Source organism: Agrobacterium sp. SORGH_AS_0745, assembly GCF_030818995.1.
Lineage (GTDB): Bacteria > Pseudomonadota > Alphaproteobacteria > Rhizobiales > Rhizobiaceae > Agrobacterium > Agrobacterium tumefaciens.
The window spans coordinates 1,696,594-1,721,367 of the sequence record NZ_JAUTBI010000001.1; the positions used below are offsets into that span (position 1 = coordinate 1,696,594).

The window sequence follows — 24,774 nt, forward strand, 5'->3', positions numbered from 1 at the left end:
CTTATCCTTGCGTGGTGATGGTCAGGCGCGGCGCAGCCTCGATCAGGGTTCTGGCGGTCGAGGATTGCGGCGTGGAAACGATGTTTGCTGTCCTGCCGATCTCGACGATCCGACCCGCCTCCATGATGGCGACGCGGTGGCAGACGGCGCGGATGACCGCGAGGTCGTGGGAAACGAAAACACAGGCGACGGCCGTCTCTCGCTGTATTTCGACCAGCAGTTCGAGAATTTGCCTGCGTACGGAGACATCGAGCGCTGAAACGGCCTCGTCCAGAATGAGAAGGGGTGGTCTGAGTGCGATGGCTCTGGCAATTGCGACGCGCTGCCGCTGGCCGCCGGAAAGCTCGAACACCGAGCGGCCGGCATAGCTGGCGGGCAGCCCGACTCGCTCGAGAAGGCGGCGGATTTCCGCCGGGCGTTCGCGTCGTTCGACGATGCGATGAATACGCAGCGGTTCGCCTATGGCATCCTCGACGCTGGCGCGCGGGTTGAACGCGCCATGCGTATCCTGAAACACCATCTGCATATGCCGCCGCGCCGCGCGCAGTTCACCGCCATCAAGCGCCAGCCAGTCGCGAGTTTCAAAACGGACCGTGCCTTCGTCGGCCGGGATCAGCCGCATCAGGATGCGTGCCAGTGTGGATTTTCCGCAGCCGGAGGGGCCGGCAAGCCCAAGCGTCTCGCCGGGCTGAAGCGAAAAGGATATATCGGACAGTGCTTCCACCGTACGTGCGCCGGTCCGGTAGGTTTTCGAGAGGTTCTCTACGCTCAGAAGGGCTTCATTCATGATGCTGCCTCATTGATCAGAGGCGGTGTCGAAAGGTCGAGATAGTCGGAGAGCAGTGCGCGCGTATAGTCGTGCGCAGGCGCGGATAACACCCGCCTGGTGGTGCCGTGCTCCACCAGCCGTCCGGCATGCAGAACGGCGATCTCGTCGGCAAGGCCGGAAGCAAGACCAATATCATGGGTGATGAAGACCAGCGTTCTTTCTTCTTCACGCACCAGCCCATCCAGCAGTGCGGCAATCGCGGCCTGGCTTACCGTGTCCAGCGCGCTTGTCGCCTCGTCGGCGATCAGGATTGCGGGGTGCGCGGCAATGGCGGCTGCAATCGCCACACGCTGTCTTTGCCCGCCGGAAAGCTGGTGCGGATAGGCGCCGATGAGATGGGTGGGATGCGGCAACCGCACCCGTTCCAGAAGATCGCGGGCAAGATCTCGTGCCTGCTTCCATGAAAGGCCAAGATGCCGGACAGCGCCTTCCGCCACCTGTTCACCGATGGTGAGAACCGGGTTCAGCGTCGCACCGGTATCCTGGAAAATATAGCCGATATCGCGACCCGGCTGCGGCCTGTCTGTGAAAAGACCGCTGTCGCGGCTCCAGGAAATATCGCCGGAAACCCGTGCGCTCACAGGCAGAAGCCCGGCAATTGCCTTGGCGAGCGTCGATTTGCCCGAACCGCTTTCGCCGATGATCGCCAACCTTTGTCCCTGCCGGATCGTCAGCGAAATATCCTGCAGCGCCGGTCCGTCGCCGGCCGCATAGCGGACGCTGAGATCGTCGATCCTGCAGAGTGCATTGCCGCTCATGGCGTTTCTTTCCTCGTCGCCATCGCTTTGTTGATTCCCTCCGCGAGAAGATAGACGCCGAGAACCGTGACCAGAAGACCGGTGCCGGGGATGACAGAGAGAAACGCCGCCGAGCGCAGGACGTTGCGTCCTTCCGCGATCATCGAACCCCAGGTGACGATATTCGGATCGCCGAGGCCGAGGAAGGACAATGCCGCCTCGGTTAAGATAGCGGCAGCGACGATGATGGCGGCGAGCGCCAGAACCGGCGGCAGCGCATTGGGAAGTATTTGCCGAAACGCGATCTCCAGCGGATACATGCCGATGGCGCGGGCGGACTGCACGTAATCCCGCTCGCGGATACTCAACACCTGCGCCCGCATCAGTCGTGCTGGATCCGCCCAGGCGCCAAGCGCAATCGCAAGGATGACGATGGGCATGGATGGGCCGATGGTGCTGACGAAGGCGAGCGCCAGAAGGAAATTCGGCACGATCTGGAAGGCGTCGGTAACACGCATCAGCGCCTCATCTACGAGGCCACCGGCAAATCCGGCAATTGTGCCGACGACGGTGCCGATCATGAGGGCGGCAGCGGCAGCGCCGATGCCGACGAGCAGGGATGCCTGCGCACCGTGGGAAAGTCCCGCCAGTACATCGCGGCCCAACCGGTCGGTGCCGAGGGGGAAGGCGGCGTCGGAGAAGGGCGCGATGAGCGGCTCACCGACGATCGACAGCGGGTCACCGGGAAACAGAAGGGGAGCGGCGAGCGCTGTCACAGCTAGCAGTGTCAGGATGATGGCGCCTGCTGCACCTTCGAAACTGCGCAGGAGCCGGAGGGTGAAACTCATGTCTGTTGCTCCCCGCTGCCGATGCGCGGATCGAACACGGCATAGAGAATATCAACGACGAGATTGATCAGGATAACGAAAACGGCGCTTGTCAGAATAATGCCCATCAAGAGCGGTGTGTCGCGGCCGCTGACGGCTTCCTGCGCAAGCCGGCCAAAACCGGGAATCGCAAAAACGCTCTCGATCACCACGCTGCCGCCGAGCATGGTTGCCGCTTGCAGGCCAAGCAGGGTGACGAGGGGCAGTGCGGCGTTGCGTGCGACATGGCGCAGCACGATCCGCCGTCTCGAAAGCCCTTTGGCCTTGGCGAAGAGTACGAAATCCAGCGGCCAGACCGCCGCCATGGCAGTACGCATGACACGCAGGAAAAGCGCCAGATAGATCAGGCCGAGACTGGCGACCGGCAGGACAAGATGGCGGGCAATATCGAGCGCCCTTGCAAATCCCTGTTTTCCGGATGCGATGGTTTCGATGCCGGATGTTGGCAGCCACCTCAGTTGCACGGCAAAGACGATGGCGAGCACAAGGCCGAGCCAGAACCCCGGCGTGGCGTAGAGCGCCAGCGACAGGGCCGAGAGTACCCGGTCGGTCAACCCGCCGGGATGGGCGCCCGCCAGGATGCCGAGCGCGGTGCCGGTGATGAAAGCAAGTGCGGTGGCACTGCCCATCAGGAGCAGCGTGTTCGGCAGCCGTTCGAGTATCAGCCCCAGCACCGGTCGGTCAAACGCAAGCGACCAGCCGAAATCGAGTCGCAGCACCGAGCTGGCGTAAAGCCAGAAGCGGGCCAACACCGAACCGTTCAGACCATATTGCTCGCGCAGGGCATCCCGCAGTCCGGCGTCGCCGCCACCGATGGAGACGAGATAGGCGTCAACCGCGTCACCGGATGCGTTTTCAAGCAGCACGAAGGTAAAGACTAGAACGATCAGCAGCACTGGAATGGCGCTGATCACCCTTCGCCGTAGCAATGTCGCCGCGCGCCTCACGGCGCTTCCTCAGGTGCCGACCACCGTATCCGCCCAGTTGGAAACGGCCCAGCGTGGATTGCTGGCGACGTGTTTGACAGTATCGCGCGCAACCGTGATGAAACCCCATTCGGCGACATTGATCAGCGGCAGATCGGCGGCGACCTGCTTCTGGAAATCCTTGTAGAGTACCGTGCGGGCTGCCGTGTCCACGGTTTCCGCCGCCTTGTCGATCAGTGCATCGAGCGCCTTGTTCTCATAGCCGCCCTGATTGGAGAAGCCGACGCCGGCAGGAATGCCGGAGCGAACGAGAATGGTGGTGGAGATCGCCGGATCGCCACGGAAGACCGGGGGCGCGATGGCGAGATCGAAGGCATGGTCGGTATAGACGGCCTTCTGGTGCGCGGCGGCATCATTGTTGACCAGCTCAGCATCGATGCCGATTTCCTGTAGCGCCTGGCGAAGATAGGAACCGAATTGCTTGGTTTCATTGAAGTAAGGGGCCGGCAAAAGCTTCAGTGAAAATCGCGTTCCGTTCGCTCCGCGTGCATAACCCGCCTCGTCCAGCAGGGCGTTCGCCTTGGCGACGTCGAAATCGTATGTCTCGACGTCCCCCGTGTAAAACTGGGGTGCATTTTTCGGTACGGGGCCGGTCGATGCAGTGGCGTAACCGAGGAAGACCTTGTCGATGACGAATTTCTTGTCGATGGCGTGGGCGATCGCCTTCCTGACCTTGAGGTCGGCCAGCTCCTTGCGGCGGTGGTTGATTTCCACGACGAGCTGATAGGTGAGGGCTTCGTAACCCTCCGGGATGACCTTGATGCCCGGCTCCTTCGCGATGCGGGCAAGATCGGCAAGCGGCACGGCGGAAAAGGCCGCGAGGTGGATTTCTTCGGCTTCAAGCGCAGAAGCGGCGCCCGCCCGGTCGGGCAGAACGCGATAGATGATCTCATCGAGTTGCGGCTGGTTCTTGCCCCAGTAATTGGGATTGCGGGTCAGGCGGTAATATTCGCCGGGCTTATATTCCGCAAAAACGAAAGGTCCGGTGCCGACTGGTTTCGTATTGGCCGGATTGGTGGCGATATCGCTGCCTTCATAAAGGTGTTTCGGCACGACGCTGGTAACAACCGGCAAAGCGTTGCGGATGAGCTGGAAGGGTGTCGGCTTGGAGAAGCGGAAAATGGCCGTGTGGTCATCAGGCGTATCCACTTTTTCAAGATTGGCAAAGACCAGCCGCCCAAGGTTTTGCAGCGGCTTCCAAACCGAAAGTGCGGAAAAGGCCACATCTGCGGAGGTGAAGGGTTTGCCGTCATGCCAGGTCACGCCTTCGCGCAGCTTGAACGTGGCACTCAAACCGTCCTCCGATCCATGCCATTCCGTCGCAAGCCTTGGTTCCAGCCCGTCCCTGCCATTGAAGGAGGCTTCCGCCAGCGGCTCAACGATCTTGCTCGAGATATAGAACACGCCGTTGGAGGCAACGATGGCCGGGTTGAGGTTCTTCGGCTCCGAATCGGCCGCAACGATCAACCGCCCACCGGGCTTTGACTGCTGCGCGGCGGCAATGCCCGCAAGTCCGGTGGTTGCGGCAAGAAGGAGCGAGGTCTTTAGAAGCGAGCGGCGGGACAGGTGGACAGGCGACATGAGGTTCACTCCGGAATGAGGGCGGGCGGGCCTTTCCGCTGGGCCGCGGCCTGCCCGATCTTAAGACTGCAACCGCAGCAGTGTCCACGTTAATTCACGGGCTTTACAGCAATGATTTTACGTTGCGCGACCGCTTGCGGAAACAATATGCTTCAAGGCGCCACTCCCCTTTTCTTAAGCCGCGCCCGTTGCCGTAAAACGGCGATGAAAAACTGATTTAACGCAATAAATATAGAGGCTTGGAGTGCCGATTCCTTGCTGGTGCATGTCACGTCTCACCTGTGGCTAAAGCGAAATTCTGCCTGCGTGACCCGGTTTGGAAAGGGGTAATTAACCTTTATTTTCTATTTCAGGGAGACCGAAATATGTACGTTTATGATGAGTGTGCACGCTGCCATGAGCTTCTCCCGATCCAGATTCCAGAATTCGTCCAATAGCGTAGGGGAGGGGAGCGATAAGGCTCGTCATGCCGGCGGCAAGGCCGTTGCCGGTCAGGAGCAGGCCGCGGCAATGAAGGCGGGTGTTGTGCCCCGGCCGAATGCCGATGTCAGCGCTGCGGACGCCATCGAAGGCCGCGCTGAAATGCCGGGCTGGCAGAATGCTTTCGTGCTTGGCCCGAATGTGCGTTTCACCCGCACGCCGGAAAGCGCCTTTAGCCGGCGCATGCCGGTCGAGACGCCGCATCTTGCGGAAGAGGAGGCACCCACCGACATCCTGTCTGAAACTGCCGAGCCTGAGATGGTCGTGCAGCCGGAGGCTACTGTACAGGAGCCTGCACTTGCGACGGTCGTAAAGTCGCCGGAGCCGCGCATTCAGCCACCACGCATGCCGTTTCTGCCGCAGCCGCCGGATGCGCGGGGCGCAAGGGCGCTGACCTACAAATTACGACTGGAGCTTGCGCGCAAACAGGCGGAAGAAGCCGCTGCAGCAGCGCTGATGCCGCCTCAGCCGGTTGACGCAGCCGCCGTCTTCGAAGCGCCGGTACCGGGAAACGATTCACCTGTTCAGCCGCTGCCCGCCGCGTCGGTTGCATCTGTTGAACAGGTTGCAACGCCGCAGGCATCCATTCCCGCCTTTGCCGCCCATCTGCCGGATGAGCTTTTCTGGGAAGTGATGACGCTCGATCTGCCGGATGACGCCGGCGAAGGCCTTCCCGCATCTGCGCGCACCGTTCTCGCAAACCCGTTGCTGAGAGCGCCTGCGATTGCCCCGACGCTGGCATCCGCATCTCCGGTCGCACCGGCAATCCGGCTTTCGGCCGTACCGCCCGTCATCAGGATTCCGGGTGGTTCAGCGATCAGGCTTTACCGCGAAATCGGCGTGCATCATCCTGCAATTCCAGCCCCAACTCAGGTCGTTGAACCAGAGGTCGCTCCGCAGCCGGTCGTGGAGACGGTCGCAGTTGCTGAGCCGCAGAGGCCTGTTGAGCAGGTTCAGCTGGCGGAAAGAGTCGTTGCCGAGCCACGTTTCACGCCCCGCGCGCCCATCCAGGCCTCGCAGCCTATGTTCCGGGAAGCGCCGGTCTTTGCAGACGGCGAATATGAATACCCCTCCATCGATCTTCTGCAGCAGGCTCGCGTCCAGCAGACCACGACCATGACGCCGGAGGCGCTAGAGCAAAGCGCCGGCCTGCTGGAAAGCGTGCTGGAGGATTTCGGCATCAAGGGCGAGATCATCGATGTGCGCCCCGGCCCAGTTGTGACGCTTTACGAATTCGAGCCCGCCCCCGGCGTGAAGTCCTCGCGCGTTATCGGCCTGTCGGACGATATCGCCCGCTCGATGTCGGCGCTCTCGGCGCGTGTCGCCGTCGTGCCCGGCCGCAATGTCATCGGTATCGAGCTTCCCAATCCGGTGCGCGAGACGGTCTATCTGCGCGAGCTTATCGAAGCGACCGATTACAGCGAGACCCGCCAGAAGCTAGCCCTTTGCCTTGGCAAGACCATTGGTGGCGAACCTGTCATCGCCGAACTGGCGAAGATGCCGCATCTGCTCGTTGCCGGTACCACCGGTTCGGGCAAGTCGGTCGCCATCAACACCATGATCCTGTCGCTGCTCTACCGGTTGAAGCCGGAGGAATGCCGGCTGATCATGGTCGATCCCAAGATGCTCGAGCTTTCGGTTTATGACGGCATTCCGCATCTTCTGACCCCTGTCGTCACCGATCCGAAGAAGGCGGTCATGGCACTGAAATGGGCCGTACGCGAAATGGAAGACCGCTATCGCAAGATGTCGCGTCTCGGTGTGCGCAATATCGACGGTTACAACGCAAGGGCCGCTGCCGCCCGCGCCAAAGGGGAGACGGTGTTCTGCAACGTGCAGACCGGCTTCGACCGCGCAACCGGCGAAGCTGTCTACGAGCAGGAGGAAATGGACCTCACCGCCATGCCCTATATCGTCGTCATCGTCGACGAGATGGCCGACCTGATGATGGTCGCAGGCAAGGAGATCGAAGGCGCGATCCAGCGCTTGGCGCAGATGGCGCGCGCTGCCGGTATCCATCTCATCATGGCCACCCAACGCCCCTCGGTCGATGTCATCACCGGCACGATCAAGGCCAACTTCCCCACCCGCATTTCCTTCCAGGTGACCTCGAAGATCGACAGCCGCACCATCCTTGGCGAACAGGGTGCCGAACACCTGCTCGGCCAGGGCGACATGCTGCACATGATGGGTGGCGGCCGCATCTCCCGTGTCCACGGTCCGTTCGTGTCGGACGAGGAAGTGGAAAAGGTCGTGGCGCATCTGAAGACCCAAGGTCGGCCTGAATATCTCGGCACCGTTACGGAAGACGCCGACGAGGCTGACGACGAGGCGGAAGAGGAAACGGCGGTCTTCGACAAGACATCGATGGGCGACGACGATAGCGACGATCTCTATGAAAAGGCCGTTAAGGTGGTGATGCGCGACAAGAAATGCTCCACCTCCTATATCCAGCGCCGCCTGTCGATCGGATACAATCGTGCCGCCTCCCTGGTCGAGCGCATGGAGCAGGAAGGCATTGTCGGTCCCGCCAACCATGTCGGCAAGCGCGCCATCATCGCCGGTGAGCGCGACACCTACGAGGCGATTGGCGGCGACGACTGATTGATCCATTCGGGGCGCGATATTCGATTGCAAAAACGCGCCCCGTGACTAGCTTGTGCGGCATGGATTCTGGAATCGGGAGGTTCCCCTGATGTCGCACAGCAATGAAAATGTCACTGTCCTCGCAAGGCTGGATGAACTGGAGCGGTTTTGCCGTTCCGTTTTCCTGGCTGTCGGCACCGATGATGAAACCGCCGATGCGGCGACCCGCGCCATGATGCATGGCACACGGCTGGGCGTAGACAGCCACGGCGTTCGGCTTCTTGCTCACTACGTCGCAGGACTTGAAGGCGGGCGTCTCAATCCGCGGCCGCAGATCAGCCGCGTGTCCGGCTTCGGCGCAGTGGAGACGATCGATGCCGACCATGCCCATGGCGCCCGCGCTACCTATGCGGCCATGGACAGCGCCATGGCGCTTGCTGGGAAATTCGGCATCGGCGCCGTTGCGATCAGGAATTCCTCGCATTTCGGCCCCGCTGGCGCTTACGTGCTGGAGGCGGCGCGGCAGGGGTATATCGGCATTGCCTTTTGCAACTCCGACAGTTTCGTGCGCCTGCATGACGGCGCGATGCGTTTCCACGGCACCAACCCCATTGCAGTCGGCGTGCCGGCAGCCGATGACATGCCCTGGCTTCTGGACATGGCCACCAGCGCCGTGCCCTATAACCGGGTTCTGCTTTACCGCAGCCTGGAACAGCAATTGCCGGAAGGAGTTGCGTCTGATGGCGACGGTATCGACACGCAGAACCCCAATGCCGTTGAAATGCTGGCTCCTTTGGGCGGTGCCTTCGGTTTCAAGGGAGCGGCGCTTGCGGGAATGGTGGAAATCTTTAGCGCCGTTCTCAGCGGCATGAAGCTCAGTTTCGATATCGCCCCAATGTCGGGGCCTGATTTTTCCAAGCCGCGCGGGCTTGGGGCCTTCGTTCTGGCGTTGAAGCCGGAAGCCTTCCTTGAACGCGAAGTGTTCGACGAGGGCATGAAACGCTATCTCGAGGTACTGCGGGGATCGCCAGCGCGGGAGGACTGCAAGGTCATGGCGCCGGGCGATCGTGAATGGGCGGTAGCGGCAAAGCGGGAGAGGGAGGGCGCACCTGTCGATCCCGTCACGCGTGCTGCGTTTTCGGAACTTGCAGCAAAATTCTCGATCATTCCGCCCGCATATCACTAAGACGGGGCCTGTCGGTGACGGTGGCTTGCCGCCGCCATCGCATCGTCAGGCGGGGCGCTGTAGCATTTTGGGCTGCGGGTAGGGGGTAGTCGCCACGTTCAGCCTTTCGGCGACGACCGGGCGTCCGATATAATAACCCTGCGCATAATCGATCTCTAGCTGGCGCACGAGCCTCAGCTGCTCTTCCGTCTCCACGCCTTCGATCAGGATCTTGTGGCCGCGATTGCGGATGAGACGGATCATGTCCTGCAACATCGCCCGGCCACGGGGTGTCTTGCTGTCATGCAGGAAGGAGCGGTCAATCTTTACGGTATCGAAATCCGTCATTCGCAGCCAGGAAAGGCCCGCAAATCCGGTTCCGAAATCATCCAGCCATATATTGATGCCGAGCGTCTTCAGATCGTTCAGACAGCGCAATACATCCGAATGCATCTCCATATCCAGACCCTCGGTGATCTCGAAGGCCAGCCTGCCGCCGGCAATCCCCGCCTCAACGAGGATCGCTGCGACCGAAGTGGCAAAACCAGGGTTCTTCAGCTGCATCGGCGATACGTTGACGCTGACCACCGATACCTTGTCATCGGCCAGTATCTGCCGGCAGGCGGTCTTTATGGTCCAGAGACCGAGCTCCATTATCGTGCCGGTGCGTTCGGCAATCGGGATAAAGGTGCCGGGCGAAACGGAGCCACCGTCGAGCAGGCGAAGCCGCATCAACGCTTCGGCTCCTGCCGTCTCGTTGGTCGATATGTTGAGGATCGGCTGATAGACGAGAGAAACGAGGTTTTCCGCGACAGCGATTTTCAGAAGTGCGGCGATATTTTCGGTTTCGTCGCTGGTCTGCGGATCGTCCGGATCGAACAGCTTCATGCAATTGCGGCCATTGGCCTTGGCAATATAAAGCGCCCGGTCGGCCTCGTTGATGATCTTTTCGAGCTTGCCATCCGGATTGGGACGGGTGAAAGACGCGCCAATGCTGACGGTGACGATGAAGGTTCCGTCCCGGCGCTGATCGTGCGAAAGCGACAGGTCTTCGACGGTGTGGCGGATGGTTTCGGCAAGCTCACCCACCTGCTGTCTGGACTTGAACGGAGCGAGTACGATGAACTCCTCACCGCCATAACGGCCGATGGAGGCGCCATGGTCGATGATCGCGTCCTGCAGGGCGTTGCCCACTGTCACGAGGCACTTGTCGCCTTCCTGGTGGCCGTAGCGATCATTGTATTTCTTGAAGAAATCCACGTCGATCAGAAAGACGGCGAAACCTTCCCCCTTCTTGCTCCAATTGTCCCACAACAGGCGCAGATGCTGGTCGATGGCGCGGCGGTTCTGCAGGCCTGTCAGGGAATCGGTATTTGAAAGCCGCAACAGCGCCTGCCCGCGCTCGTCCGCCGCTTTCTGCTGGGCCTTGGCTTCCAGTGCGTTGAGAAAGACGTGGTAGCGTTCCCGGTTCAGGTTCCAGTTCACGTAAGAGGTGAAGACGAAGCAGGAGATATAGAAGGTGCCGAAAGCGAGCTTGTAGAACGCATCTTCGGGAAACTGCGTCGCCGCCAGAAAGTAGGTGACGAGAATGATGCCCGATGACACGAGCGAAAGATGGAAGCGGAAGGTGAAAAACAGATTGGCGCCCATCATGAAGATCGCCCCGAAAACCATGTAATAGGACATGTTTTCGAGATTGTCGGTCAAGAGCGAGGGCACAAGCCAGCCAATATAGCCCATGACGAGCGCAGTGGCGCAGGTGAGGTCAAGTGCGGCGGTGCTCGCGCCCATGCGCAATTGAATTTCGAGTGTGAGCAGGGACGTCAGGACGACGATAACTCTTGCGATTATGGTGTAAAATGCGACGTCGGGCACCAGAATGATGTCGGTAATGGCAAATAGCAGATAGATGAAAACAGCCGTCCACAGGCCCCGCCTGATCGAACCCCGGCGGCTACGCTCACCTTCCTGCTGGTAAAGGGCAAGAAGTTCATCAGAAAACCGGGCGTCCGGCCGCCGATATTCTTGCTGTCCACTCACCTCGCCTAACGTGTGCTTCATGCACTTTCCCATAGTGTTGCGTATACTTTATCAAGTAACTGCTTATTCGACCTTTGCGTGTACTTTCACGATAAGCGCGATTTCCTGCCGATTTCTCTCCATGCGGGCGGAAACATGAAAAGCAAGAGCGCATCATACGCTCGCAACATTAAGTTTCACTAAATCGCGTATCCGCTTTCTCCTCCGGTCCACGAGTGTGACCAAAAAAATACGCTAATAAACTAATGTATCCCTACACTGCTCAAAAATCGAAAGCGAGTGGCCTTCCGTCTCCCAGAAACGTATAGTTAACAATGTGTTAATACTGGAGGCTGAAGTGAGGCAGGTAAAGAAAAGAAATCTGGACGGGGCAAGTCTGATCACTCCTGATACTGTCGCAAAAGAGATTTTTGCACGGAAAACGGAAGCGTTCGATGAGCATTTCGCAGTTGCGAAAGCAGAGATCGCGATCATTCTCGAATTGGCACAACAGCAGTTCGAAAATGGTGTTTCAGCACATGAGATAATACATCGAACGGCAGGCGCACTGCATGGCCTGCGCGAAAAGCTCCACTCAAGCGTGTGGGCTGAACTAATTCCTCTGGTGCAGAATCACTCCGTGTCGGACTATTTTCTGGAAGATCCCTTCACGCGCTGGTCGTTCGAAAAGCCGCGGGGCTATTCGGGCGATGCGCAGCTTCTCGACTTCATCTACGGTCACGACAGCGTTGCCGATAAGGTGAAGAACGCAACGCCGCTTGGCGCGGCTCTCTACAATTATACGAAGGACGCCAGTTCCTCGGTCGCTGTCCGCGAGCGGCGGGATTTGCTGACCCGGTTTGTTGACGAGGCTGCGGCCCGGCATGGAAGCGAAACGGAAATCCTCACCATTGCTTCGGGACATCTGCGCGAGGCGGATGCATCCGTGGCCTTGAAAGAGGGCAAGATCCGGCGCTGGGTGGCGCTCGATCAAGATCCCCTGAGTGTCGGTTCCGTTGCCCGCGATTTCAACGGCAGCTGCATCGAGGCGATTGACGGTTCGGTGCGTGACATTGTCCTGCGTTCGCACGAGCTCGGCAAATTCGATCTGGTATATGCCGCCGGTCTTTACGATTACCTGAATGACAAGGTGGCGATCAAGCTCACGCGGCGCTGCATGGAGATGCTGAAGCCCGGTGGAATGTTCCTCTTCGCCAACTTCTCCGAAGACATTGTGGTCGATGGCTACATGGAGACGTTCATGAACTGGGCGCTGCTGTTGCGTTCGAAGGCGGATATGTGGCGGATCGTCAACGCCAGCGCCGATCCCGCAAGTATCGAGGCGGAGGTATTTTTCGGCGAAAACCACAATATCGTCTATGCCACGATGCGCAAAAAGGCCTGAGCCCAACCTCGTTTCGCATGTCCGCGCGAAATAGGCCGCCCGCATTTTACCATGCGGGCGGCAAGGCCTGTGCACGCCAATAATTATTTGATTAAACGTCGCTACAGGCCTAAGAATTCGCGCGAAATGCGTTGCAGAATGGAATGGCTGAAATGAAGAAATATTATTCGGATATGGGCGGTCTGCCGGGTCAGACGGAACTGCTGTCGAGCAAGGCTGTTTTCAAGACTGCCTATGCGGTCATCCCCAAAACCGTCATGTCCGATATCGTGACGAGCGTGCTCCCGCACTGGACAGGGACCCGGGCCTGGATCATCGCCCGACCGATGACCGGTTTTTCCGAGACTTTTGCGCAATATATCGTTGAAGTCCAGCCTGGCGGCGGCAGTGAGCGGCCGGAGCCGGACGCAAGCGCGCAAGCGGCGATCTTTGTCGTTGATGGTGAAATGACCGTGGAATTTGAGGGTGTGCAGCATGCATTGCGGACCGGCTCCTTCGCCTTCCTGCCCGCCGGCTCGCGCTGGCAGCTGCGCAATTCCGGCACGGCACCAGTCAAGTTCCACTGGGTCCGCAAGGCGTTTCAGGCGGTGGACGGGCTGGAGCCGCCGCCGGCGATCTTCACGCATGAAGATGAGCGCGCTCTGTCGGCGATGCCCGATACGGACGGCAAATGGGCGACCACCCGGTTTATCGATCCCGACGACGTGCGTTACGACATGCACCTCAACATCGTCAGCCTGGAGCCGGGCGCTACCATTCCTTTCATGGAAACCCATGTCATGGAGCACGGTCTTTACGTGCTGGAAGGCAAGGCGGTTTACCGGCTGAACGAGGATTGGGTGGAAGTGCAGGCGGGTGATTTCATGTGGCTGCGCGCTTTTTGCCCGCAGGCTTGCTATGCGGGCGGGCCGGGCCGTTTCCGCTACCTGCTCTACAAGGATGTGAACCGCCACGTGAAGCTCTGGTAACGGGCGGAATCTTGGCGAAACCGAGATTTATCGCGCAATCCGTTGGCTTGCGCGATAAAGGCTTGCGTTGGATCGAATATCCCTAATAAATCCAGATATGCGGTCAGTCATCGCTGTCTCGCACGATTTCGGCATTCGGCATCCGCCCTTATTATCCTGAAGAAGACTGCCCGTATGATTGAAACGATCGATACCAATATCTTCAATCTTGCCCCTGTGGCGATGTGGATCGAGGATTTCAGCGAGGTGAAAAGCCAGTTCGATATCTGGCGGGCGCAGGGCGTCGAGGACATCCGGGCGTTTTTGCTGGAAGATCTATCGCGGGTGGCGGCGTGCTCGCAGAAAATCCGCGTTGTGCAGGTTAATGCCAAGACACTTGAACTGTTCGAAGCGCGGGACAAGGCGCATCTGATCGACAATCTGCACCGGATTTTCCGTGATGACATGCTTGAAAGCCATGTGAACGAGCTTTCCGAGCTTTGGGCTGGAAAAACCGAATTCATCAGCAACGCCGTCAATTACTCGATTGGCGGAAAGCGGCTGGATATCCAGCTGCGCGGTGCGGTCATACCCGGCTACGAACAGACACTCGGGCGGTTGCTGCTGACCACAGAGGATGTGACGGAACGTGAGGAGGCTCGCCGCAAGGAGCTTTTCAACCGCCGTTATGCTGAAGGCATGTTCCAACATTCGCCCGTTTCCCTGTGGGTGGAGGATTTCAGCCGGGTTCGGCGTCTGATCGAGGAGGTCAGGGAACGCGGCATCATCGACTTCCGGGTGTTCATGGATGTGCATCCCGAATTCGTGCGCCAATGCATGAGCGAAATCCGCGTGATCGACGTCAACCGGGCGACACTGGACCTGTTTTGTGCGCCGGACCGCCAGGTTCTGTTGCAGCGGCTTGGCGATATTTTCCGGGGTGAAATGGAAAAGCCCTTCCGCGAACAGCTGATGGAGCTGTGGAACGGCAATCTTAACCATCATCGCGAAGTGGTGAACTACGCGCTGGATGGTTCAGAGCGGCACGTGCTGCTGCATTTCTCCGTTTTTCCGGGCCACGAACGCGACTGGTCACTGGTGCAGGTCGCGCTGACTGATATTACGGCGCGGAAAAAGGCGGAAGCCTATCTCGAATATCTCGGCAAGCACGATGTGCTGACCAAGCTGCACAATCGCGCCTTCTATTCGGACGAAATGAACAGGCTGGAACGCAGCACGATCCGGCCCGTTTCGGCCATCGTCATCGATCTCAATGGCCTCAAGGACGCCAATGACAAGCTCGGGCACGACGCAGGCGACGCGCTGTTGCGGCGCCTTGGCGAAGTCCTGAACGGTGTCGTTACTGCGCCAAACCATGCTGCGCGCATTGGCGGTGATGAATTTGCGATCCTTTTGCCTGGCGCAGACAAGCAGATCGCCGCGGCGATGGTGGATACCATTTACGAACTGCTGAAGATCAACAACCAGTTCTACTCCAATGCGCCGCTTAGTCTTTCGCTGGGCGTGGCAACCAGCGAGGCCGGAGAGACAATGGAATCGCTGGTGCGCCGTGCAGACATGCATATGTACGAGCAGAAAAACGCCTATTACGCCGCGATGCGCAACAGGTCTGCCGACAACAGCGATACAACGAAGGCCTCCCCGCAACCGGAAGCCAGCTCCCTGAAGCGCCTTCTCTAGCCACAGGCATCCCATGGGTGCCTTGCCTCACTGAGGATTTTCAACGCTCTGCGGGACCATGGCCGCCTATTTTTTAGCCCTTAGGCACCATCGTCCTGGTCAAATTTGAGTGTATTCTAAAAGACCAGCGAAATTTGCTTTACGTACCTCAAAACGGACGTTAGCTTCTTCCCAAGAGCTTTGGGAGGAGTTCGTGCATGATGATTTCAAGTAAAATCGAGGGGCAAGATCCGTTCATTCGCACCGGGTACCGGTGACGACACATGGCTTTTGCTGAGGAATCTCCAGATCAGGTCCTTATACGGACTGTCGGGTTGTCCAAGTCTTTCGGTCCCGTCCAGGTTCTGAAGGATATAGAGGTTGCCGTGCGCGCCGGTGAAGTTCACGCCATCATTGGCGAGAACGGGGCTGGTAAATCGACGTTGATGAAACTGCTTGCGGGCAATGAGAAGCCTTCAAGTGGGGAAATCAGGATCGATGGCGAGGCAGTTACGCTGAGCGGACCTGTCGACGCCGAAAATCGCGGCATCGTTCTCGTGCATCAGGAAATATTGCTGGCCCCGGATCTGACGGTGGCTCAGAACATCTATCTGGGCCGCGAATTGTGCAAAGGCCCGATGATGGACGACCGCGCCATGCGTGCCGGCGCCCTGAGGGCTATCGCCGATCTCGGCGGTACGATCGATCCCGATGCCGTCGTCGGCAGCCTGTCGATTGCCCAGCGCCAGCTGGTGCAGATAGCCCGCGTTCTGCTCGTGCCGCATCGCGTCGTCATTTTCGACGAGCCGACCGCAAGCCTCACGCCCATTGAAACCGATGCGCTGTTGAACGTTATCAGGGACATAAGGGCAAAGGGCGTGGCCGTGCTCTATATTTCGCACCGCCTGCCGGAGGTGAAGGAGATTGCCGACCGTGTGACCGTTCTGCGCGATGGCAGGTTGGTCGGCTCCCACCCAATATCGGCGCTTGAGCCCGCCGATATGGCGCGGTTGATGGTGGGACGCGATGTCGCCAAGCTCTATCCGGACAGGAACGCCGGCGGCGAGCACGAGCCTGTCTTACAGGTGGAGCATTTCACCGTTCCCGGCTATGCGCAGGATGCCGGTTTCAGCCTGCGAAAGGGCGAAATCCTCGGTTTTGCTGGTCTCGTCGGCGCGGGCAGAACGGAGCTTATGGAGGGCGTGCTTGGCCTGCGTCCAGGGCGGGGGACGATCCGCCATCTCGGAAAGCCTGTGCATTTTGCAAAGGCGGAAGACAGTCTGAAGGCCGGTATCGTTTATCTGAGCGAGGATCGGAAGGGCAAGGGATTGCTGCTGACGAAGGACTTGCGGGTCAATCTCACACTCGCCTCGCTGAGGAAATTCAGCCGCCTGTTCCAGATCGATATCCGTCGAGAGAAGGCAGCGCTCGATGATGCGGTGCGTGATTTCGATATTCGCACGGGAAGCAAGGACTTGCTCGCGGGCCAGCTGTCCGGCGGTAACCAGCAAAAGCTGCTGCTCGCCAAGATGATGCTGCTCGATCCATCGATCGTCATCATCGACGAGCCAACACGGGGTATCGATATCGGCACCAAGGAACAGATCTACCGTTTCATAGCAAAGCTTGCAGACGAGGGCAGGTCGATCATCGTTGTGTCCTCGGAGATGCCGGAACTGATCGGCATCTGCGACCGCGTCCTTGTAATGCGCTCCGGCAGGATCGTCGGCGAGGTGACGGGGGAACGCATGACCGAAAACGATATCGTGGCACTCGCGACTGGCGTGCACACGCAGGAGTTCGCCTGAGGGCTGATGTCCCGGCAGATTGGCCTGAAGAAAAGACAATTGAGGGGAAATATGACTGAGGCCGCACTTGATAACGGCAAAACGCCGAAGACCTCGAAAGACTGGGACCTGCGCGCCGTTGCGCCCTTTGTGGCGCTGGCTTTGCTGCTGGTTCTCGGCGCCGTCGCAAATCCGAATTTCATCGGCATCGACAATCTGCTGAACGTGGTTACCCGCAGCGCCTTCATCGCCATCATTGCGCTCGGCGCCACATATGTCATCACATCCGGCGGACTTGATCTCTCCGTCGGCGCGATGGTGGCTTTCGTTGCCAGCCTGATGATCCTGTTCATGAACAGTGGCGTTATTGCCAATCCGCTGGTGATGCTACTGGCCGCCATGGCGCTGGCTATCGCCATCGGCGCCGCTTGCGGGCTTGCAAACGGCCTCATCACCACCATCGGCCGCATCGAGCCCTTCATCGCCACGCTTGGCACCATGGGCATTTATCGTGGGCTGACCACCTGGCTGTCGCAGGGTGGCGCGATCACGCTGCGCAACCCGGAAATCCAGACGCTTTATCGCCCGGTCTATTTCGGCAATGTGATCGGTGTGCCGGTGCCGGTCATTGTCATCTTCGTCACTGCCGCCATCGCCGCTTTCGTGCTTTATCGTACCCGTTACGGCAGGCATCTGACGGCGGTGGGTTCCAGCGAGGATGTGGCGCGTTACTCCGGTATCTCGGTCGTTCGCGTCCGCACGATTGCCTATGTGGTTCAGGGGCTTTGCGTCGCCGTTGCCGTCCTGCTTTACGTGCCGCGTCTTGCCTCCACTTCGGCCACTACAGGCATGTTGTGGGAGTTGCAGGCCATCACCGCCGTCGTCGTCGGCGGCACGGCGCTACGGGGTGGTGTGGGCCGCATCTGGGGTACGATTTGCGGCGCCTTCATTCTGGAAATCGTGGGCAACATCATGATCCTGTCGAACTTCGTCAGCGAATATCTGATCGGTGCCATTCAGGGCGCGATCATCATCATCGCCATGCTGGTGCAGCGTTCGCTCAGCCGCAGATAGCCGGACGATCGATGAGACATCTGGCCGCGCAATCTGGGGCATGCGCGGTTTAAACAGGAGGAACGCCCCGGTCTTGGGAGGAAATAGACTATGCGTAGAAAATTCATCGGCGTGGCATTTGTCGCGCTGGCTGCCGTTCTTGCGGGTTCTGCCCATGCGCAGGAGAAGAAGGTAACGATCGGGGTATCCATTCCGGCGGCCGACCACGGCTGGACGGCGGGCGTCGTTTACCATGCCGAACGGGTGGCAAAGCTTCTGATGAAGGAGCATCCGGGTCTGAACGTCATCGTCAAGACCTCGCCGGATGCCGCCAACCAGGCAAACGCGCTTCAGGATCTTGCCGTGCAGGGGCTGGACGCATTGGTCGTGCTGCCGTCTGATCCCGATCCGCTCGTCAACGCCATCAAGGAGATCAAGGACAAGGGCACCTTTGTCGCGCTCGTCGACCGCGCGCCGAGCGTCAACGACAATTCGATCCGCGATCTCTACGTTGCGGGTAACAATCCGGCACTCGGACAAGTGGCAGGCGAATACATCAAGAAAACCACGCCTGATGCGGAAGTGGTGGTCATTCGCGGTCTGCCGATTCCGATCGACCAGCAGCGCCAGGATGGTTTCGACAAGGGTATTGCCGGCTCCAGCGTCAAGGTTCTCGACCGCCAGTACGGCAACTGGAACCGCGACGACGCCTTCCGCGTGATGCAGGACTACCTGACCAAATACAAGAAGATCGACGTGGTCTGGTGTCAGGACGACGACATGGCGGTTGGCGTGCTGGAGGCAATCCAGCAGGCGAAACGCACCGATATCAAGTATATCGTTGCTGGCGCCGGTTCCAAGGACATGATCAAGCGCGTAATGGACGGCGACAAGCTAATTCCGGTCGACGTGCTCTATCCGCCGGCGATGGTGGCGACCGCCATGCAGCTTACGGCAGGTCATTTTTACGATCAGGTGCCTGTTGCTGGCGAGTATATTCTCGACGCTACGCTCATCACCAAGGACAATGCCAAGCAGTTCTACTTCCCGGATTCGCCGTTCTGATAAGCCGTTTCCGGCTAAGCAACGCCCGCTGAAAGGCAGGCGTTGCATCCGCACTCCTGCACCCCGGACCAGATTCGGGGTGCAGCGCGATCAGGTCGTTGATCGCGATAGAGTCCTTCATAGCGCGGGCGCGCCGCGGCTCGATGCCGGATTAAATACGGCATGACGAGGGGAAGGTCGGCGGAAACTATACCGCTCCCCCGCTCTTCATCCATTTTTCCTGAACCACGCCGAGAGATAATCCACGAAGCTGCGCACTTTGGCGGGAAGGTAACGGCGGTGGGGGTAGACGGCATATATGCCGCGGTCTTTGGAAATATAGTCGTCGAACAGGGTCACAAGCTCGCCGGACTGGATGAAGGGTCTTGCAATGAAGTCCGGCACCATGGCGATGCCAAGCCCTGCGCGGGCGGCCCGGAGTGTCGCCTGCGGGCTGTTCACCTCGATCGGTCCACTGATGGTAACGGAGTTCGAGCCGCCATCCGCTTCGAGATAACGCACGGTGTTGTGGAAGCGGGTGTTGGTGTCGATGATGAAGGGCACGCGGGAAAAGTCCTGCGGACCATTGAGCGGGCCGTGTCTGGCGACAAAATCCGCCGTCGCCACTGCATAGACCCGGAAATCGGAGATCTTGCGGGCGATGAGGCCTGAATCTTCCAGACGCGTTATGCGAATCGCAAGGTCGAACCCTTCCTCGATCAGATCGACGAATCGGTCATCGGCGACGATTTCCAGAGACAGTTCCGGATTTTCCTTGGCGAAATCGATGAGGCTCTGGCCAACATCGGCGTCGATGAAGGTGCGCGGAACGGATATTCTGAGCTTGCCCTTCAGATCGGCATTCTTCTCGCGCACCAGATCGGCGAGGTTGTCGATCTCCTTCAAAATGTCGGAGGCGGTGCGATAATACGTATGGCCGGCCTCCGTCAGCGAGAATTGCCGGGTGGTGCGGTTGAGAAGCAGTGCACCGAGATCATCTTCCAGTTCCCGGACATATTTGGACAAAAGCGCTTTGGAACGCCCTGTCTTGCGGGCAGCGGCGGAAAAACCCTCCGCTTCGACAACGTCGATAAAGGCGCGGATGCGGGTGAGCGTGTCCATGAAAATCCTCCGGTTCGTTCTATATAATTGAACGCTGAGCCGTGACTGTTCAACCCGTAAAATGGTTGCCGAAAAAATCCGCTATATGGTGAAAAAATCCTCTTGATTATGACGGCGAATATTCTTATCTCCCGTGCTGCCCAAAGTCGCACGTGCCCATGTGTGTCCGCCGAGTCCTCGATGTGGTGAGGAGTTCGGTAAGGTACCTGGAACTAACCCCTCCAGTCGCTATTCCGGCCAACCGGGAAATGCGAGGACATATGAAGCAACGACGGTGCGGGCCTTTCTGGTTCTCTGCCGGCTTTCCATCAGCCGGGGTACTGAAGAGGCACACCATCATTGCCTGAAGTGCGGTCGGGTCATTCCCTCCAATCGATGGCAGACAAAGCCGAATGATGCTCTGGCAGGGCGTCATTCATATTTGCGCCTTGAGCGTATGCTATCGATTCTGCGCCTCCACCGGCTGATTCGTATGCATATCTCGAGCGTCCTTTGTCCTCCGGATTTTCCGGAGCCGGTTTTATAGGGAATATATCGATGACGACTGCACGCATTCTCGATTTCATCAAGACCCGACGTCCCGAAGGCCCTTGCCTCGTCGTCGACCTCGACGTCGTGCGCGACAATTTCAACGCGTTCCGGCATTCCCTGCCGAACAGCGCGATCTACTATGCGGTCAAGGCAAACCCGGCTCCCGAAATCCTGAAGCTGCTTGCTTCGCTCGGCTCGAACTTCGATTGCGCCTCCGTGGCTGAAATCCAGATGGCGCTTGATGCAGGTGCAACGTCCGACCGGATCTCGTTCGGCAACACCATCAAGAAGGAACGCGATGTCGCCCGCGCTTACGCGCTCGGCATCGATCTCTTCGCCGTCGACAGCCATGAGGAAGTCGAGAAGGTTGCCCGTGCCGCTCCTGGCGCGCGCGTGTTCTGCCGCGTGCTGACGGACGGTGAAGGTGCCGAATGGCCGCTGTCGCGCAAGTTCGGCTGCGTACCGCAGATGGCTGTTGATGTTCTGGTCTACGCACATCAGCTGGGCCTCGAATCCTACGGCGTTTCCTTCCATGTCGGTTCGCAGATGATGAATCTCGACGCATGGGATGCAGCGCTGGGCGATGCCAAGCGCGTTTTCGCTTCGTTGTCCAAGCAGGGTATTCACCTGCAGATGGTCAATATGGGCGGTGGTTTCCCGACCAAGTACCTGCGCGACGTTCCTGCTGCCGAAGAATACGGCCAGGCTATCGACACGGCGCTGCGCAAGCACTTCGGCAACCAGATCCCGAAGACGATCATCGAGCCGGGCCGTGGCATGGTGGGTAACGCTGGCGTCATCAAGGCGGAAGTTGTTCTCGTGTCGCGCAAGTCCGACAACGACAACCATCGCTGGGTGTTCCTCGACATCGGCAAGTTCGGCGGTCTCGCCGAGACGATGGATGAGGCTATCCGCTACCCGATCCGCACCGAGCGCGATCAGGACGAGATGGAGCCTTGCGTTCTGGCCGGTCCGACCTGCGACAGCGCCGACGTGCTGTACGAAAAGAACATGTACCCGTTGCCGGTCTCTCTGACCATCGGCGACGAGGTTCTGATCGAAGGCGCAGGTGCCTATACGACGACCTATTCGGCGGTTGCCTTCAACGGTTTCGAGCCGCTGAAAGCCTACGTCATCTGATCCGAACGCCGCCCGCTGAGTAAGGCGGCGTCTCGAACAAGCTTCCGTTCCGGCTTTGCCGATTGTGCTGTTGCGCAAATCCCTGCTTGCTGCTCCTCTTCCAGCCGAGGAAAGCGTGTCGGCGGGCCGGAACGGCTCCACCATTTTTGATCAAGGGCCGCGTGTGGGCGGTTGTGTGATGGAGGGCCGAGAGATGGCCGCTCTTCTGAATTCGGTACGTGCATTTTTCACCCCGCAGACATTTCATGTCGATCAGGAAAATCCGGGCGATGTCGTTGCCCGTGAAAACCTGCTCGACCGCGCCATGGGCGCTGGCCGCCGCCGCAAGTCTTCCGAAAAGCTGCGCGCCGGCCGCGTGCCAGCGGAAGGTCTGGCGCTCGTTGCCCGTGACGAGGACGGCCATGTCATCGGCACGGTGCGCCTGTGGAATGTCGAAGCTGGCATTTCGCGCGAAGGCCGCGCTGTCGAAGCGCTGCTGCTTGGCCCGCTTGCGGTTGATGCTGCCCATGAGGGCAAGGGCATCGGTTCGGCGCTGATGCGTGCGGCAATCTCCGAGGCAACCAAACGTGGCCATGGCGGCATTCTTCTGGTCGGCGACGCCGCCTATTATGAGCGCTTCGGCTTTTTTGCCGATAAGGCCCAGCACCTGATCATGCCTGGCCCGTTCGAGCGCAGCCGTTTTCTGGCGCTTGAACTCAAAGCCGGCTGGCTGGAAGGTGCGGCTGGTATGCTGGTCGCAAGCGGCCGCAGGCTCTCTGCCTGAGACGAGCCCTGTCACTGATATGAAACCCCGGCTTATTGCCGGGGTTTTTCTTTCTACCCTGTGGCCTGGCGGACGGCCTTTGATTGCCGATAATTTCCGAACATCTCTTGCGCAGTAGAATTTGCGGGTATATACCCGAGACAAATGCCAAACGATAGTTGTCACTGCATCCTGCTGCGCAAAGCATCCCGTAAGGTCTCGTCCTATTACGATGAGGCGCTGGCGCCGCTTGGCGTCAATATCGGCCAGTTCAGCCTATTGCGGAACATCAACCGCATGGCGCCGGTGTCGCTCACCGATCTCGCCGCGCGGGTAGAACTGGACCGCTCTACCGTTGGCCGTAATACCAAGGTGCTGGCCCGGATGGGGCTGGTGGCCATCGGCCATGGCGAGGATCAGCGCGAAGCGATGCTGACTGTGACGGAGCAAGGGCAGGAGATACTGAAAGCAGGCGCGCCCCTCTGGGACGGAGTACAGGACGAAATCGAGGCCCGGCTCGGCCCGGAAAAAACCGCTCAATTGCAGGAACTACTCGCAGCCCTGTAATTTTTTTTGATGATAAAACGGGTATCTGCCCGCAATATAGGGTATATACCCGTAAAATTTCGGCCGCTGGCCGCTGGAAAGGGATTTCGAACATGCTCTCCACACGCCTTGCCAGCTGGATGGCCGACAGAAACATACATTATGGCTGGCTTGTTGCTGCAACCACCTTTTTGACGATGCTGGCAACCGCCGGCGCGATGGGATCGGCCGGGGTGATGATCCAGCCGCTGCATCAGGAGTTCGGCTGGGATATTGCCGATATTTCATCTGCCATGGCGGTCAGGCTGGTGCTCTTCGGCCTGCTTGGGCCCTTTGCCGCTGCCTTCATGAACCATTTCGGTATTCGCCAGGTCGTGTCGACGGCCCTTGCGCTGATCATGGGCGGCATCGTCGCCTCGTTCTTCATGACTGAGGTGTGGCAGCTGTTGCTGTTATGGGGCGTGGTGATCGGTGTTGGCACCGGCATGACGGCACTGGTGCTGGGCGCGACCGTGGCATCGCGCTGGTTTTCAAAGCGCCGGGGACTGGTGATCGGCCTGATGACGGCCAGCAACGCCACCGGCCAGCTGGTTTTTCTGCCTTTGCTCGCGGCGCTGACGGAGGCTTATGGCTGGCGCACCGCGCTGACGCTATCCGTTGCGGTGATTGCGATCGCCATGATTCTCGTGCTGCTCTTGATGCGTGACCATCCCGCCGATGTCGGCCTGCCAGCCTATGGCGAGACGGTGGTGGTAAAACCGCCGAAGCAGGACCACAAGTTTCTTGCAACACTGGCATCCCCGATACTGACGTTGAAGAGCGTGTCCGGAAACCCGGTTTTCTGGGTGCTTTTCGGTACGTTCTTCGTCTGTGGACTTTCTACCAACGGCCTTATCCAGACACACTGGATTTCCATCTGCGGTGATTTCGGGATGGCGGCGGTCACGGCGGCCGGCACGCTGGCTGTGATCGGCATTTTCGATTTCTTCGGCACCATCTTCGCCGGCTGGCTTTCCGACCGTTTCGACAACCGCTTCCTGCTCTTCTGGTTTTACGGTCTGCGCGGGCTGTCCCTGATCTATCTCTCCTTCTCGGGCTTCAGCTTCGTGGAGCTTTCGGTCTTCGCCGTGTTTTACGGGCTGGACTGGGTGGCAACCGTGCCGCCAACGGTGAAGCTTGCCGCTGAGAGTTTCGGCCGCGAAAAAGCGGGCCTGGTTTTCGGCTGGGTGTTTGCGGGGCATCAGTTGGGGGCCGCCACCGCTGCCTTTGGCGCAGGTTTCTTCAAGAGCGACTTCGACACATACATGCCCGCACTGCAGATTGCCGGCGTGATGTGCATGATCGCTGCTGTCTCGGTACTGCTTCTCAAAAAGCCGGGTTCCGCGACTTTGGCACCGCAGGCCGCCTGAGATTGCAAAGGAGAAGGCTTGTGAAAGCAGGCCGACTTCCGACTGCCGGGTCCGCTATTTTGACCGTTGTCATGGCTATCCGTTGCGTATTTGTCACA

19 protein-coding genes are annotated in these 24,774 nt (G+C 59.2%); 12 read left to right on the forward strand and 7 right to left on the reverse strand.

The window, feature by feature from the left end; all coding sequences use genetic code 11:
- Position 1 precedes the first annotated feature (1 nt).
- The 5 genes from QE432_RS07710 to QE432_RS07730 are packed head-to-tail and all read right to left on the reverse strand — an operon-like array spanning position 2 to position 5,020.
- The gene (locus QE432_RS07710; RefSeq protein ID WP_065687722.1) at positions 2-787 is read right to left on the reverse strand and encodes an ABC transporter ATP-binding protein; all 786 of its coding nucleotides are present in this window, start codon (positions 785-787) and stop codon (positions 2-4) included.
- Positions 784-1,587, reverse strand: a complete 804-nt coding sequence (locus QE432_RS07715) for an ATP-binding cassette domain-containing protein (protein ID WP_065687721.1) — start codon at positions 1,585-1,587, stop codon at positions 784-786. The genes QE432_RS07710 and QE432_RS07715 overlap by 4 nt, the downstream gene beginning before the upstream one ends.
- Complete coding sequence (locus QE432_RS07720; RefSeq protein WP_306623697.1) at positions 1,584-2,414, reverse strand: ABC transporter permease; 831 nt, start codon at positions 2,412-2,414, stop codon at positions 1,584-1,586. Before QE432_RS07720 ends, QE432_RS07715 begins: the two co-directional genes overlap by 4 nt.
- Complete coding sequence (locus tag QE432_RS07725) at positions 2,411-3,400, reverse strand: ABC transporter permease (protein ID WP_065687720.1); 990 nt, start codon at positions 3,398-3,400, stop codon at positions 2,411-2,413. Before QE432_RS07725 ends, QE432_RS07720 begins: the two co-directional genes overlap by 4 nt.
- Positions 3,401-3,409: 9 nt before the next feature.
- On the reverse strand, positions 3,410-5,020 hold the full coding sequence (locus QE432_RS07730) for an ABC transporter substrate-binding protein (RefSeq protein ID WP_035199376.1): 1,611 nt from the start codon (positions 5,018-5,020) through the stop codon (positions 3,410-3,412).
- A 375-nt stretch (positions 5,021-5,395) separates the two neighbouring features.
- On the opposite strand from QE432_RS07730, the gene QE432_RS07735 reads away from it, so the two are divergent.
- Positions 5,396-8,104 carry a DNA translocase FtsK gene (locus tag QE432_RS07735; protein ID WP_065687719.1) on the forward strand — a complete coding sequence of 903 codons (2,709 nt, stop codon included), beginning with the start codon at positions 5,396-5,398 and terminating at the stop codon, positions 8,102-8,104.
- Positions 8,105-8,195: 91 nt separating this feature from the next.
- Positions 8,196-9,272 (forward strand): Ldh family oxidoreductase, encoded by a 1,077-nt coding sequence (locus tag QE432_RS07740; RefSeq protein ID WP_038493899.1) that lies wholly within the window; start codon positions 8,196-8,198, stop codon positions 9,270-9,272.
- Between the two features lie 45 nt (positions 9,273-9,317).
- Here QE432_RS07740 and QE432_RS07745 read toward each other — a convergent pair whose 3' ends face one another.
- Positions 9,318-11,312, reverse strand: a complete 1,995-nt coding sequence (locus QE432_RS07745) for a putative bifunctional diguanylate cyclase/phosphodiesterase (RefSeq protein ID WP_013761485.1) — start codon at positions 11,310-11,312, stop codon at positions 9,318-9,320.
- A gap of 316 nt (positions 11,313-11,628) precedes the next feature.
- Here QE432_RS07745 and QE432_RS07750 point away from each other — a divergent pair, with 316 nt between their 5' ends.
- From QE432_RS07750 to QE432_RS07775, 6 genes are all read left to right on the forward strand, one after another.
- A complete protein-coding gene (locus QE432_RS07750) occupies positions 11,629-12,675 on the forward strand; it encodes a class I SAM-dependent methyltransferase (protein ID WP_038493893.1) in 1,047 nt (348 codons plus the stop codon).
- Positions 12,676-12,818: 143 nt separating this feature from the next.
- Positions 12,819-13,643 carry a bifunctional allantoicase/(S)-ureidoglycine aminohydrolase gene (locus QE432_RS07755; protein ID WP_035199372.1) on the forward strand — a complete coding sequence of 275 codons (825 nt, stop codon included), beginning with the start codon at positions 12,819-12,821 and terminating at the stop codon, positions 13,641-13,643.
- 174 nt (positions 13,644-13,817) lie between these two features.
- On the forward strand, positions 13,818-15,323 hold the full coding sequence (locus QE432_RS07760) for a sensor domain-containing diguanylate cyclase (protein ID WP_003510668.1): 1,506 nt from the start codon (positions 13,818-13,820) through the stop codon (positions 15,321-15,323).
- 263 nt (positions 15,324-15,586) lie between these two features.
- Positions 15,587-17,110: a sugar ABC transporter ATP-binding protein gene (locus tag QE432_RS07765; protein WP_065687718.1), complete on the forward strand. Its 1,524-nt coding sequence runs from the start codon at positions 15,587-15,589 to the stop codon at positions 17,108-17,110.
- Between the two features lie 51 nt (positions 17,111-17,161).
- Positions 17,162-18,163 carry an ABC transporter permease gene (locus tag QE432_RS07770; protein WP_025595778.1) on the forward strand — a complete coding sequence of 334 codons (1,002 nt, stop codon included), beginning with the start codon at positions 17,162-17,164 and terminating at the stop codon, positions 18,161-18,163.
- A 90-nt stretch (positions 18,164-18,253) separates the two neighbouring features.
- On the forward strand, positions 18,254-19,207 hold the full coding sequence (locus QE432_RS07775) for a substrate-binding domain-containing protein (RefSeq protein WP_003510665.1): 954 nt from the start codon (positions 18,254-18,256) through the stop codon (positions 19,205-19,207).
- 207 nt (positions 19,208-19,414) lie between these two features.
- On the opposite strand, the gene QE432_RS07780 is transcribed toward QE432_RS07775, so the two are convergent.
- Positions 19,415-20,308 carry a LysR family transcriptional regulator gene (locus QE432_RS07780; protein ID WP_003510664.1) on the reverse strand — a complete coding sequence of 298 codons (894 nt, stop codon included), beginning with the start codon at positions 20,306-20,308 and terminating at the stop codon, positions 19,415-19,417.
- Between the two features lie 537 nt (positions 20,309-20,845).
- Here QE432_RS07780 and odc2 point away from each other — a divergent pair.
- From odc2 to QE432_RS07800, 4 genes are all read left to right on the forward strand, one after another.
- On the forward strand, positions 20,846-21,979 hold the full coding sequence (odc2, locus tag QE432_RS07785; protein WP_003510663.1) for an ornithine/lysine decarboxylase: 1,134 nt from the start codon (positions 20,846-20,848) through the stop codon (positions 21,977-21,979).
- 193 nt (positions 21,980-22,172) lie between these two features.
- Complete coding sequence (locus tag QE432_RS07790; protein ID WP_013761478.1) at positions 22,173-22,742, forward strand: GNAT family N-acetyltransferase; 570 nt, start codon at positions 22,173-22,175, stop codon at positions 22,740-22,742.
- Positions 22,743-22,886: 144 nt separating this feature from the next.
- On the forward strand, positions 22,887-23,288 hold the full coding sequence (locus tag QE432_RS07795; RefSeq protein WP_065687717.1) for a MarR family winged helix-turn-helix transcriptional regulator: 402 nt from the start codon (positions 22,887-22,889) through the stop codon (positions 23,286-23,288).
- A 92-nt stretch (positions 23,289-23,380) separates the two neighbouring features.
- Complete coding sequence (locus QE432_RS07800; protein ID WP_013761455.1) at positions 23,381-24,676, forward strand: MFS transporter; 1,296 nt, start codon at positions 23,381-23,383, stop codon at positions 24,674-24,676.
- The last annotated feature ends 98 nt before the right edge of the window (positions 24,677-24,774 follow it).

What these genes read in the sequence shown, in the direction of transcription:
- QE432_RS07755 (WP_035199372.1), top strand. Translation starts at nt 12,819, where the DNA reads ATGGCTGAAATGAAGAAATATTATTCGGATATGGGCGGTCTGCCGGGT.
- QE432_RS07760 (WP_003510668.1), top strand. Translation starts at nt 13,818, where the DNA reads ATGATTGAAACGATCGATACCAATATCTTCAATCTTGCCCCTGTGGCG.
- QE432_RS07790 (WP_013761478.1), top strand. Translation starts at nt 22,173, where the DNA reads ATGGCCGCTCTTCTGAATTCGGTACGTGCATTTTTCACCCCGCAGACA.
- QE432_RS07765 (WP_065687718.1), top strand. Translation starts at nt 15,587, where the DNA reads ATGGCTTTTGCTGAGGAATCTCCAGATCAGGTCCTTATACGGACTGTC.
- QE432_RS07730 (WP_035199376.1), bottom strand. Translation starts at nt 5,020, where the DNA reads ATGTCGCCTGTCCACCTGTCCCGCCGCTCGCTTCTAAAGACCTCGCTC.
- QE432_RS07745 (WP_013761485.1), bottom strand. Translation starts at nt 11,312, where the DNA reads ATGAAGCACACGTTAGGCGAGGTGAGTGGACAGCAAGAATATCGGCGG.
- QE432_RS07715 (WP_065687721.1), bottom strand. Translation starts at nt 1,587, where the DNA reads ATGAGCGGCAATGCACTCTGCAGGATCGACGATCTCAGCGTCCGCTAT.
- QE432_RS07740 (WP_038493899.1), top strand. Translation starts at nt 8,196, where the DNA reads ATGTCGCACAGCAATGAAAATGTCACTGTCCTCGCAAGGCTGGATGAA.
- QE432_RS07735 (WP_065687719.1), top strand. Translation starts at nt 5,396, where the DNA reads ATGATGAGTGTGCACGCTGCCATGAGCTTCTCCCGATCCAGATTCCAG.
- odc2 (WP_003510663.1), top strand. Translation starts at nt 20,846, where the DNA reads ATGACGACTGCACGCATTCTCGATTTCATCAAGACCCGACGTCCCGAA.
- QE432_RS07780 (WP_003510664.1), bottom strand. Translation starts at nt 20,308, where the DNA reads ATGGACACGCTCACCCGCATCCGCGCCTTTATCGACGTTGTCGAAGCG.
- QE432_RS07775 (WP_003510665.1), top strand. Translation starts at nt 18,254, where the DNA reads ATGCGTAGAAAATTCATCGGCGTGGCATTTGTCGCGCTGGCTGCCGTT.
- QE432_RS07710 (WP_065687722.1), bottom strand. Translation starts at nt 787, where the DNA reads ATGAATGAAGCCCTTCTGAGCGTAGAGAACCTCTCGAAAACCTACCGG.
- QE432_RS07795 (WP_065687717.1), top strand. Translation starts at nt 22,887, where the DNA reads ATGCCAAACGATAGTTGTCACTGCATCCTGCTGCGCAAAGCATCCCGT.
- QE432_RS07800 (WP_013761455.1), top strand. Translation starts at nt 23,381, where the DNA reads ATGCTCTCCACACGCCTTGCCAGCTGGATGGCCGACAGAAACATACAT.
- QE432_RS07720 (WP_306623697.1), bottom strand. Translation starts at nt 2,414, where the DNA reads ATGAGTTTCACCCTCCGGCTCCTGCGCAGTTTCGAAGGTGCAGCAGGC.
- QE432_RS07770 (WP_025595778.1), top strand. Translation starts at nt 17,162, where the DNA reads ATGACTGAGGCCGCACTTGATAACGGCAAAACGCCGAAGACCTCGAAA.